Here is a 12,467-nt window from a genome sequence, read left to right on the forward strand (position 1 = left end):
CGAAGTAAAGAGAGCACCGCCGTGACCCACCTCCTCCTCGATCTGCCCCCGCTGGGCGCCGCGCGCTTCGCCTCGATCGAGGACCGGGTGGCACGGCTGCTGGGCACCGGGCAGGACGTCGTGATCATGCAGGGTGAGGCCCTGCTGCCGCTGGAGGGCGCGATCCGCGCGACGGCCGGTCCCGGCACGACCGCGCTGAACGTCATCACCGGCCCCTACGGGCAGACCTTCGGCGACTGGCTGCGGGACTGCGGCGCCACCGTGATCGATCTGGCGGTGCCGTTCCACACGGCGGTGACGGCCGAGCAGGTCCGGGCCGCCTTCGCGGAGCACCCGGAGATCGACTTCGTGTCCCTGGTGCACGCGGAGGCGGCGACCGGGAACACCAACCCGGTCGCGGAGATCGGCGAGGTGGTGCGGGCGCACGGGGCGCTGTTCTACCTGGACGCGGTGGCGTCGATCGGGGCGGAGCCGGTGCTGCCGGACGCGTGGGGCGTGGACCTGTGCGTGATCGGGGCGCAGAAGGCGATGGGCGGTCCCGCCGGGGTCTCGGCGGTGTCGGTGAGCGAGCGGGCGTGGGAGCGGATGGCGGCGAACCCGCGGGCGCCGCGCCGCTCGTACCTGTCGCTGCTGGACTGGAAGGAACGCTGGATCGACGGCGGCCGCAAGACGCTGCTGCACGCTCCGGCGCAGCTGGAGATGCTGGCGCTCGAGGCGTGCGTGGAGCGGATCGAGGCGGCGGGGCTGGACACCGTGATGGCCCGGCACGCGGCGGCCGCGGCGGCCACCCGCGCGGGTGCGCTCGCGCTGGGCGGGGGGCTGGAACCGTACGTCCGTGACGCGGCGGAGGCGGCGCCCGTCGCCACGACCCTGCGGGCCCCGTCCGGCACGGTGGCCGCGGACCTGGTCGCCCGCGCCCTGGCCGCCGACCCGGCCCTTCCGCTGGCCGCGGGCGGGGGCGCGCTCGCCAAGGAGATGATCCGGGTCAACCACTACGGCCCCGAGGCGACGCCGGGGGCGGTGCGGGCGTGTCTGACGGGGCTGGGGACCGCGCTGGCGGAGGCGGGTGCGGTCGTGGACCTGCCGGCGGCGTTGAGCGCGGCCGAGAAGGCCTGGCGCTGAGCCCTGGGCGGGGGCGTGGGCGTGGTTCCTCGCCCCCGCCGCTCCTTCCCCTTCCCGCCCCCGGATTCCCTTCGGCCCTTCGGGCCTCGTCCCCGAACGCCGGACGGGCTGACGGAGAACACTGATTCCGGAATTGTTCGGCGGCATTCTTTCGCTTATTTTTCGATTATTCCACGGAGCAGCTTCCCGTCTTCTTCTGCCCGCTTTCCTCGCCCCTAAACGCCACGATTTCGTGAACGGCAAGCAAGGAGTTTCGGGAGTTACGCAGGTGTGACCGGTTCCACAGCGCGCACGATTTGCACCTTATCCACCAGGACAAATGGTGCATCCGGTCGAGTTCTCGCGCGGACCCGCCCGCCCGCGCGATAACACAGACCAAGTCGGCACGTAACCCCGGCAGACGATGCAATTTCGAATTTACCTGGGTAAGTTCAATTCGCATGACTGCCGCACAAACAGACCTGCAAATCGACCGCCCCACCGTGGCGGACGGAGCCGTGCTGTGGCGGATAGCCAGGGACTCGAAGGTCCTCGACCTGAACTCGTCGTACAGCTATCTGCTGTGGTGCCGTGACTTCGCCGCCACCTCGGCCGTCGCTCGCGACGAGCGCGGAGAGCCGATCGGCTTCGTCAGCGGATACCTGCGGCCGGACAGCCCGCGCACCCTGCTCGTCTGGCAGGTCGCGGTCGACGCGTCGTACCGCGGCCGCGGCCTCGCCGCCGCCCTGCTCGACGGACTGGCCGCCCGGACCGCCGAGGAGCACGGCGTGGACACCGTGGAGACCACCATCACGCCGGGCAACACCGCGTCCGAGCGCCTGTTCACCGCGTTCGCGGAGCGTCACGGCGCCCTGCTGGAGCGCGAGGTGCTGTTCGACGCCGGCCAGTTCCCCGACGGACCGCACGACCCCGAGGTGCTGTACCGCATCGGGCCGCTCACCCGCTGACCGCGCGGCCCGGACCCCTGATCTTCCGACTTCTTCCGACTCCCTCTGACCTCCCACACCACCGAGGAGCGATTCGTCGTGACCATCACCCAGCCCGACCTCAGTGTCTTCGAGACCCTCGAGTCCGAGGTGCGCAGCTACTGCCGCGGCTGGCCCACCGTCTTCGACCGTGCGCACGGCAGCCGCATGTACGACGAGGACGGCCACGAGTACCTCGACTTCTTCGCCGGAGCCGGCTCACTCAACTACGGGCACAACAACCCCGTGCTGAAACGGGCCCTGATCGACTACCTGGAGCGCGACGGCGTCACCCACGGCCTCGACATGTCGACGACGGCCAAACGCGCGTTCCTGGAGTCCTTCCAGAACTGGATCCTGCGCCCGCGCGACCTGCCGTACAAGGTCATGTTCCCGGGCCCGACGGGCACCAACGCCGTGGAGTCCGCGCTGAAGCTGGCCCGGAAGGTGAAGGGGCGCGAGGCGATCGTGTCGTTCACCAACGCCTTCCACGGCATGTCGCTGGGCTCGCTCGCCGTGACCGGCAACGCCTTCAAGCGGGCCGGCGCCGGCATCCCGCTGGTGCACGGCACGCCGATGCCGTTCGACAACTACTTCGACGGCAAGGTCGAGGACTTCCTGTGGTTCGAGCGGCTCCTGGAGGACCAGGGCTCCGGCCTCAACAAGCCCGCCGCCGTGATCGTCGAGACCGTGCAGGGCGAGGGCGGCATCAACGTCGCCCGGCCCGAGTGGCTGCGCGCCCTGGCCGACCTGTGCGAGCGCCAGGACATGCTGCTGATCGTCGACGACATCCAGATGGGCTGCGGCCGCACCGGCGCCTTCTTCTCCTTCGAGGAGGCCGGCATCACGCCCGACATCGTCACCGTCTCCAAGTCGATCAGCGGCTACGGGCTGCCCATGGCGCTCACCCTGTTCAAGCCCGAACTGGACGTCTGGGAACCGGGCGAGCACAACGGCACCTTCCGCGGCAACAACCCCGCCTTCGTCACCGCCACCGCCGCTCTGGAGGCGTACTGGGCCGACGGCTCCGCGATGGAGAAGCAGACCCGTGCGCGCGGCGAGCAGGTCGAGCGGGCGCTGATCGCCATCACCGAGGAGAACCTCGCCGACGTCAAGGAGTACCGCGGCCGCGGCCTGGTGTGGGGCATGGAGTTCCACGACAAGGAGCGCGCGGGCCGCATCGCCCAGCGCGCCTTCGAGCTGGGGCTGCTCATCGAGACGTCCGGCCCCGAGAGCGAGGTCGTCAAGCTGCTGCCGTCCCTGACCATCACCCCGGACGAACTGGACGAGGGTCTGACCACTCTCGCCCGCGCCGTCCGGGAAACCGCCTGAAAGACACATCCGAGCCGAGGAGGCATCGCAACACCGTGATCGTCCGTTCGTTCAAGGAGATCGAAGGCACCGACCGGCACGTGAAATCGGCGTCCGGCACCTGGGAGAGCAAGCGCATCGTCCTCGCCAAGGAGAAGGTCGGCTTCTCCCTGCACGAGACGATCCTGTACGCGGGTACGGAGACGTCGATGTGGTACGCGAACCACATCGAGGCCGTCGTCTGCACCCGGGGCGAGGCCGAACTGACCGACCGCGAGACCGGTCGGACGTACACCATCACGCCCGGCACCATGTACCTCCTGGACGGCCACGAGCGGCACACGCTCAAGGTCAAGGAGGACTTCCACTGCATCTGTGTCTTCAACCCGCCCGTCACCGGACGGGAGGACCACGACGAGAACGGCGTCTACCCGCTGCTCACCGAGGAGGTGTGAGTCACCGTGACCACCACGACCACGAACGTCACCGACCTCTACCCCACCCGCGGCGCCACCGAGGTGGCGACGCCCCGGCAGGACCCGGTCGTCTGGGGCTCCCCGGACACGCCCGGTCCCGTCTCGGCCGGTGACCTGCAGGCCCTGGAGCGCGACGGCTTCCTCGCCGTCGACCAGCTCATCGGACCGGACGAGGTCGGCGTCTACCAGCGGGAGCTGGAGAGGCTCATCACCGACCCGGCGATTCGCGAGGACGAGCGCTCGATCGTGGAGCCGCGGTCCAAGGAGATCCGGTCCGTCTTCGAAGTGCACAGGATCAGCGAGGTCTTCGCGAACCTGGTGCGCGACGAGCGGGTGGTCGGGCGGGCCCGGCAGATCCTCGGCTCGGACGTCTACGTCCACCAGTCGCGGATCAACGTCAAGCCGGGCTTCGGGGCCAGCGGCTTCTACTGGCACTCCGACTTCGAGACCTGGCACGCCGAGGACGGCCTGCCGAACATGCGCACCATCTCGGTCTCGATCGCGCTCACCGAGAACCACGACACCAACGGCGGTCTCATGATCATGCCGGGGTCGCACAAGACGTTCCTCGGGTGCGCGGGGGCCACGCCGAAGGACAACTACAAGAAGTCCCTGCAGATGCAGGACGCGGGGACGCCGTCCGACGAGGCGCTGACGAGGATGGCGTCGGAGTACGGCATCAAGCTGTTCACCGGCAAGGCCGGCTCGGCGACCTGGTTCGACTGCAACTGCATGCACGGCTCGGGTGACAACATCACGCCGTTCCCGCGCAGCAACGTGTTCATCGTCTTCAACAGCGTGGAGAACACGGCGGTCGAGCCGTTCGCGGCACCGATCCGGCGGCCGGAGTTCATCGGGGCGCGGGACTTCACTCCCGTCCGGTGAGCCCGACCCGGCCGGGGGTCCGGGGGTTGCCCCCGGGCGTCACAGCATCGGGGCGCGGGACTTCACGCCGGTGAAGTAGCCGCGTGACACAGACCGCGGGCCGGGCCTCCTCGTGTGGGACAAGGAGGCACCGGCCCGCTGCCGTGTGCCCGTGTGTCCGCCCGTGGTCAGCCGGACAGCGCGTCCAGCAGCCGGTCCACGTCGGCGGCCGTGTTGTAGAGGTGGAAGGACGCCCGCAGATTGCCCGCGCGGTTCGACACCTGCACGCCCGCCTCGGCCAGCTCCGGCTGCAGACGGCCCAGTCCGGGCACGGACACGATCGGCGAGCCGGGTGCGGGCACGGGCGTGTGGCCCAGGGTGGCGAGCCCGGCGCGGAACCGGTCGGCGAGGGCCAGGTCGTGGGCGCGGATGACGTCCACGCCGATCTCCTCCACGAGTCCGAGGGAGGCCCGCAGTCCCGCGTAGTCCAGCAGGGCGGGGCTGGAGTCGAACCGCCGGGCGGAGTGGGCGAGTTCGGTGACGGGGCCGTAGCAGCTGTCCCACGGGCTCTCCCCCGCGACCCAGCCCGCCTGCACCGGCGTCAGATCACCGAAGTCCTCCGGTACGACGAGGAAGGCCGCGCCGTGCGGGCCGAGCAGCCACTTGAAGGTGATGGAGACGCTGTAGTCGTACGTGTCGGCCGCCACCGGAAGCCAGCCGGCCGCCTGGGAGAAGTCGACGTAGGTGCGCGCCCCGTGGTTCCGGGCCGCCTCGCTCAGCGCGGGCAGGTCGGCGATCCGGCCGTCGGCGGACTGCACGGCGCTGACGGCGACCAGCGCGGTGCCGGGCCGGACGGAGTCGGCGAGCCGCTCCAGCGGCACGGCCCGCACCTTGAGGTCGCCGCGCGTGTGGAAGGGGTTCAGTACGGAGGTGAAGTCACCCTCCGCGGTGAGGACTTCGGCGCCCGGCGGCAGCGAGGCCGCGACCAGTGAGGAGTGCAGGGCGACCGTGGCCCCGGCCGCCACCCGCTCGGCCGGGACGCCGGCCAGCCGGGCGTACGCGGCCCGGCACGCCTCGACGTCGGCGAACAGCGGATCCAGCGCACGGCCCTCCGCGCGCAGCCGCGCGGCGTCCTGGAGCGCGGCCACGGTACGGGCGGGCAGGAGGGCGCTGCTCGCGGTGTTCAGGTAGGTGTTCTTCGGGGTGAACTCGGCACGGACGAGGTTCTCGAAGGTCTCCATGGAACCACTCTGCGGCCCCGGGACCTCCCCGTCCATTGCCGAGTTCCGCGCGATATCGCAAAGGAAGGCTTATGCGTACGCGCTGACCTGCGCCTCCTAGTTCTGGGGCACCGCGCATCCGTCCGGGCCACACGCCTCCGCGTCGCCGTCGATCAGCCGCAGCGGCGAGCGCTCGCCCCAGGCCTGCGTCAGCGCCTGGGTGAACACCTCGGCCGGCTGGGCGCCGGAGACACCGTACGTGCGGTCCAGCACGAAGAACGGCACACCGTTCGCACCGAGCTGCGCGGCCTCGCGCTCGTCGGCGCGCACCTCGTCGGCGTACGCCTCCGGGTCGGCGAGCACCTTGCGCACCGCGTCGGCGTCGAGGCCGGCCGCTCCGGCGAGCTCGACGAGCCGTTCGTCGTCGTTGAAGACGGACCGCTCCTCGGCGAAGTTCGCCCGGTACAGCAGGTCGAGCAGCTCGACCTGGCGGCCCTGCTCGCGGGCGAAGTGCAGCAGGCGGTGCATGTCGAAGGTGCTGCCGTGGTCGCGGCCCCGGGTGCGGTAGGGCAGGCCCTCGGCGGCGGCCTGGGTGCCCAGGTTGTCCTCGCCGGCCTCGGCCTGCGCCTCGCTCATGCCGTACTTCCTGGTGAGCATCGAGATCACCGGCTGGATGTCGTCCTTGGCGCGGCCCGGGTCCAGCTCGAAGGAACGGTGCACGACCTCGACCTGCTCACGGTGCGGGAAGGCGGCCAGCGCCTTCTCGAAGCGGGCCTTTCCGACATAGCACCAGGGGCAGGCGATATCGGACCAGATTTCGACGCGCATCGTGATCGGCACTCCAGCTCGTACGGGTACGGAGACTCCCTCCGGCGACTACGTGAACATTCAACGAGCCGCCTTCATTCCCTTCCCTCAGCTGCCGTCCCGCAGATCACGCGGCCAGTGGGGCCGGTACTCGATGTGGTCGTACGTCACCACACAGCCCTCTCCCATCGGCGACTGGGTCATGAAGCCGACCAGCGCGGCCCCGGTCTCCTTCTCGTCACCGAGGGTGAAGAGACGGACGAAGGTCCAGCGCTCGCCGTCCCGGGAGGTGTGGAAGGCGAAGGCACGCCCGGTGCGGCTCACCCGGAGCCAGACGGAACTGCCGTCGACGGTGAAGGAGTTGACGTCGTCGGAGTGACCCCGGGTGACCACCGTGCAGACGGTGGGCACGGCCGGCGAGTACTCCAGACAGAGCTTGGCCCACGCCCGCTCACCCACGTGGACGTAGAGGACGCCGGCGTCGAAGGAGGCGGCGAAGCCGACCGTGACGCGGGCGATCAGCTGGAAGTCGCCCTCGGGCGCGCCCAGCAGGCGCGGCGCGTCGGAGGCGGGGTCCAGGGCCTCGTCGGTGGGCGGCACGAAACGGTCCTGCCGGGGTCCGGCCCATCCGGTGAGGACGCCGTCCTCGTGGGACCAGTGGCCGTCGGGGCCGTAGGTGCGCAGGGGGAAGGGCAGTTCGGGGATGTCCAGGTCCATGGCGGAAGTCTTCCAGGCCGGGCCCGGCGCCGGAGGCCCGGGGGTGGTCCCGGTCAGCGGTCCTGGAACGCGTCCAGGGCCACGGCCTGGGCGATGGCGAGGCGCGGGTCCAGATCGGGCGCGATCATGTCCACCACATAGCGGTCGCGCAGCCCGAACTTCCTGTCGACCGTCATCACCGGCTTGCCGTCCGTCTCGAAGTCGAAGTGGTACGGCCACAGGAACGGCACCTGGTCCAGCGGCAGGAAGCCCCAGACGCGGCGGAACACGGCCACGAACCGGTTGCGCTCCCGTCCGACGGCCGCGGGCGAACCCGGCTGGTCCAGAACCCACGTCGAGCGCAGCAGGGAGGCGAGGGTCTTCTCCTCGAACGCGCCGATGGGGTTGCCTTCCGCGTCCCGCACGTCGTAGCCGTCGTCGACGTCGGAGAGGCTGCGCTCCTTGACGGTGAAGGAGACCCGCGTCCTGGACTCGTCGGCGTAGAAGGTCACCTCGTCCTTGAGCGAGAACCGCTTCAGCTCGGCGAAGGCGAGGACCCCGCCGTCGGAGCCGTCCGGCAGCAACTCGCTCACGGTGTACCGGTAGGTCGCGAGGGCGACCTTCTGCCGCACGGTGAAACGTCCGCCGGTCCACTGCTTCGCACTGTCCACTGTTCCGCTCCCCGAGTCGTCGGTCCCGCGCCGTCGCCCGTGTGCGTCCGGCGGAGCCATCGTCGCCGTGTGCCCCGCCCCGGAGCAGTCTCCGTAAGTCGTCACCGGCAACGACCAAAGAGGACAGGCCCCTTGGCGACCGGGAGTCCACTTTCGTCGTCCGAGGCCGCGCCGAAGGGGGGACGCGGGCGTCCGGGGGCGGCCCTCTATCGTCTGCGCGTGGACGTAGCAGAAACACCCCGCACCGGCCTGCCGCTCCGTTCCCGGCTCGCCGCCGCCTCCCCCTGGCCCCGCAAGCGGATCGCCGGGGAGGCCGTACTCGCCGTGACGCTCTCCGGGATCGCGGGCCTCCTCTACACGACGGAGACCGGATCCGTGGCGCGGGGCGGTGCCCTGGCCCTGCTCGTCGCCGTACTGTCCCTGGCCCGCCGCGCCCTGCCGGCGACGGTGCTGATGGTCTCGTCGGCCCTGGCCGGGGCGGTCGTCGGTACGTTCGCGCTGCTGATCTGCGCCAGCTGGTCGGCGGGCAGCCGCATCAAGCGCCCGGCGCGCGCGCTGGCCGCGTACGCGGCCGGGCTCGCGCTCCACCTCGTCCTCGCCGTCACCACCGCGGGCGACGACGGGCTCGGGATGTCGCTGCTGATGACGGCCGTGCTGGGCGGGAGCCCGTTCCTGGTGCTGGCGGTCGTGCCGGGGCTCGCCTCCCGGTACCGCGCCCAGCGCCACGCCCTGCTCGACGCCCTACAACGGCACAACGCCCAACTGGTGCGCGAACAGGCGATGGTGGCGCGACAGGCCCGGCTGCTGGAACGGCAGCGCATCGCCCAGGACATGCACGACAGCCTCGGCCACCAGCTCGCCCTGATCGCCGTGCACACCGGGGCGCTGGAGGTGGACCCGGAGCTGAACGGCCGCCAGCGGGAAGGGGTGGGCATCCTCCGGGAGGCCTCCAGGTCGGCGATGCGAGAGCTGCGCGAGGCGGTGGGCATCCTGCGGGACGGCGTGGAGGCGTCCGCGCCCGGCCCGGAGGAGACCGGGCCTTCGACGGACCGCGCGGCGGCCTCCGTCGACAAGCTGGTCGCGTCGTCGCGGGCCGCGGGCGCGACGGTGGAACTGCACCGGTCCGGCACCGAACGGGCCCTCGCGCCCGCCGCCGACCACGCGGTGTACCGCATCGCCCAGGAGGGCCTGACCAACGCGCACAAGCACGCGCCGGGCGCCCCGATCACCGTGGCGCTGCGCTATGAACCGGACAGCCTGGTGGTCGAGGTGGCCAACGGGCCGGTGCCGGCCGGGGCGCCGGCCGGGCCGCCCGCGATCAGCGGCGGCCAGGGGCTGACGGGTCTGCGGGAGCGGGCCCGGCTGGTCGGCGGCATGGTGCACACCGGCCCCACCCCCGACGGGGGTTTCCGGCTCGCCGGTGTGCTGCCGTACGGCGACGGCGAGCGGCGGTCCCGTCCGGACGGCGCGACTTCGGTCGCTGCGGACGACGACTTCCGGGGGCAGATCGACGAGGGCTCCGCGGGCGACGGTGGTGACGTCATCGAACGCACCGATCCGCAGAAGGAGTTCACCACCATCATGAGCAGCAAGAAGAACGCCGCCCTGGGATGCGCCCTCACCGCCGTGGTCCTCGTCGTGGGCGCCGGCGTCCTCCTGGTGTGGGGGGTGTCGAAACTGATGGACGAGGTGGAGAAGGGCATCATCCCGGCGAGCGTGTACGAGTCGGCCCGGGTCGGCGACGACGAGGCGGACCTCCGGGAGAAGTTCCCGGAAGGCGACTCGCTGCTCACCGACGGCGTGGAGAAGGACGGCCCGCCGCTGCCCGAGGACGCCGTCTGCGAGCACTTCGTGGACGACGAGAAGGACATCGTCTACCGGTTCTGCTTCCGCGACGGGAAGCTGTCCTCGAAGGAGTCCTACACGTACGAGGCATGACGCGGCCCGTGGCCGCACCCGCGACCGGATCGGGCATGATGGGCGGGCTCCACCATCCGCCTGTCACACCGACACCGCGCAGGAGGCCGCGTGATACGGGTCCTCGTCGCCGACGACGAGCCGCTCATCAGGGCCGGCATCAGGATGATCCTCACCTCGGCCGACGACATCGACGTCGTCGCCGAGGCCCGGGACGGCCGGGAGGCGGTGGAGGCCGCCCGCAGCACCGCGGTCGACGTGGCCCTGCTGGACATCCAGATGCCCGTGATGGACGGGCTCACCGCGCTGGCCGAGCTGGGCCGCGCCGCGCCGGGGGTACGCGTGCTGATCCTGACCACGTTCGGGGAACGCGACAACGTCCTGCGGGCGCTCGGCCACGGCAGCGCGGGCTTCCTGCTGAAGGACTCCGCGCCGCAGGAGCTGATCCACGCGGTCCGCGCGGCGGCGGCCGGCAACGCCTATCTGTCCCCGGCCGCCACCCGGCACGTGGTGGACTCCCTCGCCTCCCCCGCCGCCACCGTGCGCGGCGAGGAGGCGCGGCGCCGCCTGGCCGGGCTGACGGCACGCGAACGCGAGGTGCTGGCCCTGCTCGGTGAGGGCCTGTCCAACGCGGACGCCGGCGCCCGCCTGCACATGAGCGAGGCCACGGTGAAGACGTACGTCAGCCGCATCCTGACCAAGCTCGACTGCGACAACAGGGTGCAGGCGGCGCTCCTGGCCCGCGACGCGGGCCTGGAGCCGAGCGCGGGGTGAACCTCAGCGCTCCAGCCTGCCGTTGAACCTCCGGGGCAGCCCCAGCGGGTTGTCGTCCCTGAGTTCCGCGGGCAGCAGGGCCTCGGGCGTCCCCTGGTAGACGACCGGCCGCAGCCACCGCTCGATGGCCGTGCCGCCCACCGACGTGGAGGTGGAGGTCGTCGCCGGGTACGGGCCGCCGTGGTGCTGGGCCGGGGCGACCGCGACGCCCGTCGGCCAGCCGTTGACCAGGACCCGCCCGGCCAGCGGCGTCAGCTCCTGCACCAGCTCCGCCCCGCGGCCCTCCCCCGCCGCCTCCCCGGCGGACAGCTGCACGGTCGCCGTGAGGTTGCCCGGCAGCCGCGACAGCACGCCCCGCACCTCGGCGTCGTCCTCGTAGCGGGCCACGACGGTGACCGGCCCGAAGCACTCCTCGAGCAGCAGGTCGTGCTCGCCCTCCTGGGCCAGCCGGCTCGCCGGGACGGTGAGGAAGCCCGCGCTGACCGTGTGCTCGCCGCCCGCGCCCGGGGTCACCGGGGACTCCACGTCGGGCAGCTGGGCGCGCTCGGCGACCCCGGCGACGAAGTTGTCGCGCATGCGGTGGTCGAGCAGGACGCCGGCGTCGGTGTCGCTGACGGCCTCCGTCAGCGACTTGACCAGCGCGTCACCGGCCGCGCCGGCCGGTGCGAGGACCAGGCCCGGCTTCACGCAGAACTGGCCGACGCCCAGCGTCATCGAACCGGCGAGCCCGGCGCCGATCGCCTCGCCGCGCTCGGCGGCGGCGGCCTCGGTGACGACGACCGGGTTCAGGGAGCCCAGCTCACCGTGGAACGGGATCGGGACGGGCCGGGCGGCGGCCGCGTCGAAGAGGGCGCGGCCCCCGCGGATCGATCCGGTGAAACCGGCCGCCGAGACCAGCGGGTGCTTGATGAGCTCGATGCCGGCCTCGAAGCCGTGCACCAGGCCGAGCACGCCCTCGGGAATGTCGTGCCGGGCGGCGGCCCGGCGCAGCACCTTGGCGACCAGCTCGGACAGTCCGGGGTGGTCCGGGTGGGCCTTGACGACGACCGGGCAGCCGGCCGCGAGGGCGCTCGCGGTGTCGCCGCCCGCCACGGAGAAGGCGAAGGGGAAGTTGGACGCCGAGTAGACGGCGACGACGCCCAGCGGGATCTTGTAGCGGCGCAGGTCCGGGACGGGCGGGGTCGCGGTGTCGTCGGGGTGGTTGATGACGACGTCGAGGAAGGCGCCCTCCTCGACGATGCCGGCGAAGGCCCGCAGCTGGTAGCAGGTGCGGGCGAGCTCTCCGGTGAGCCGGACCGGGCCGAGCGCGGTCTCCGCGTCGGCGGCCTCGACGAGCTGCTCCTTGGCCGCTTCGAGCTCGTCGGCGGCCGTGCGCAGGAAGGCCGCGCGGACGGTGCGGTCCGTCAGCGCGCCGCGCGCTTCGTGCGCGGCGCGGACGGCGGCGTCGACCTCCTGGCCCGTGGCCTCCACCGCAACCTGTTCACGCTGCTTCCCGGTTCGGGGGTCGACACTCCAGACTGGTGCTGCTGCCACCGCGGGTCCCTCCACTTGATTGCCGCATGCAATGCCGCAGTATGTACGTCGCCCCACAGAGCTGTTCGATATACTGAACACTGTCTCTGTGGGTGAATGTGCTTCGGAGAC

Annotated in this window: 12 protein-coding genes; 7 read left to right on the top strand and 5 right to left on the bottom strand. The window is 71.7% G+C overall.

Going from position 1 to position 12,467, the window contains the following annotated elements; all coding sequences use genetic code 11:
• Positions 1–21: 21 nt before the first annotated feature.
• The 5 genes from KUM38_RS36395 (at position 22) to thpD (ending at position 4,759) form a co-directional block, all read left to right on the top strand.
• Positions 22–1,122, top strand: coding sequence for an aminotransferase class V-fold PLP-dependent enzyme (locus KUM38_RS36395; RefSeq protein WP_217136124.1), 1,101 nt, complete (start codon positions 22–24; stop codon positions 1,120–1,122).
• A gap of 440 nt (positions 1,123–1,562) precedes the next feature.
• Positions 1,563–2,069, top strand: coding sequence for a diaminobutyrate acetyltransferase (gene ectA, locus KUM38_RS36400; protein WP_217136126.1), 507 nt, complete (start codon positions 1,563–1,565; stop codon positions 2,067–2,069).
• A 78-nt stretch (positions 2,070–2,147) separates the two neighbouring features.
• Positions 2,148–3,419 (top strand): diaminobutyrate--2-oxoglutarate transaminase, encoded by a 1,272-nt coding sequence (gene ectB / locus KUM38_RS36405; protein WP_217136128.1) that lies wholly within the window; start codon positions 2,148–2,150, stop codon positions 3,417–3,419.
• A 35-nt stretch (positions 3,420–3,454) separates the two neighbouring features.
• Positions 3,455–3,853, top strand: a complete 399-nt coding sequence (locus tag KUM38_RS36410) for an ectoine synthase (protein WP_217136130.1) — start codon at positions 3,455–3,457, stop codon at positions 3,851–3,853.
• 6 nt (positions 3,854–3,859) lie between these two features.
• Positions 3,860–4,759 carry an ectoine hydroxylase gene (gene thpD / locus KUM38_RS36415; RefSeq protein ID WP_217136132.1) on the top strand — a complete coding sequence of 300 codons (900 nt, stop codon included), beginning with the start codon at positions 3,860–3,862 and terminating at the stop codon, positions 4,757–4,759.
• A gap of 167 nt (positions 4,760–4,926) precedes the next feature.
• On the opposite strand, the gene KUM38_RS36420 is transcribed toward thpD, so the two are convergent.
• The 4 genes from KUM38_RS36420 to KUM38_RS36435 form a co-directional block, all read right to left on the bottom strand.
• A complete protein-coding gene (locus KUM38_RS36420) occupies positions 4,927–5,979 on the bottom strand; it encodes an aminotransferase class V-fold PLP-dependent enzyme (RefSeq protein WP_217136134.1) in 1,053 nt (350 codons plus the stop codon).
• Between the two features lie 96 nt (positions 5,980–6,075).
• A complete protein-coding gene (locus KUM38_RS36425; protein WP_217136136.1) occupies positions 6,076–6,786 on the bottom strand; it encodes a DsbA family oxidoreductase in 711 nt (236 codons plus the stop codon).
• A gap of 87 nt (positions 6,787–6,873) precedes the next feature.
• The gene (locus KUM38_RS36430; RefSeq protein ID WP_217136138.1) at positions 6,874–7,482 is read right to left on the bottom strand and encodes a DUF1349 domain-containing protein; all 609 of its coding nucleotides are present in this window, start codon (positions 7,480–7,482) and stop codon (positions 6,874–6,876) included.
• A gap of 53 nt (positions 7,483–7,535) precedes the next feature.
• Positions 7,536–8,132: a hypothetical protein gene (locus tag KUM38_RS36435; RefSeq protein ID WP_217136141.1), complete on the bottom strand. Its 597-nt coding sequence runs from the start codon at positions 8,130–8,132 to the stop codon at positions 7,536–7,538.
• A 219-nt stretch (positions 8,133–8,351) separates the two neighbouring features.
• On the opposite strand from KUM38_RS36435, the gene KUM38_RS36440 reads away from it, so the two are divergent.
• Both KUM38_RS36440 and KUM38_RS36445 read left to right on the top strand, forming a co-directional pair.
• Positions 8,352–10,070, top strand: coding sequence for a histidine kinase (locus KUM38_RS36440; protein WP_217136143.1), 1,719 nt, complete (start codon positions 8,352–8,354; stop codon positions 10,068–10,070).
• Positions 10,071–10,160: 90 nt separating this feature from the next.
• Positions 10,161–10,823: a response regulator transcription factor gene (locus KUM38_RS36445; protein WP_217136145.1), complete on the top strand. Its 663-nt coding sequence runs from the start codon at positions 10,161–10,163 to the stop codon at positions 10,821–10,823.
• 3 nt (positions 10,824–10,826) lie between these two features.
• On the opposite strand, the gene KUM38_RS36450 is transcribed toward KUM38_RS36445, so the two are convergent.
• The gene (locus KUM38_RS36450; RefSeq protein ID WP_217136147.1) at positions 10,827–12,356 is read right to left on the bottom strand and encodes an aldehyde dehydrogenase (NADP(+)); all 1,530 of its coding nucleotides are present in this window, start codon (positions 12,354–12,356) and stop codon (positions 10,827–10,829) included.
• Positions 12,357–12,467: the final 111 nt, after the last annotated feature.

Origin of the sequence: Streptomyces sp. AC558_RSS880, assembly GCF_019049255.1 — a bacterium.
Classification (GTDB): Bacteria; Actinomycetota; Actinomycetes; order Streptomycetales; family Streptomycetaceae; genus Streptomyces.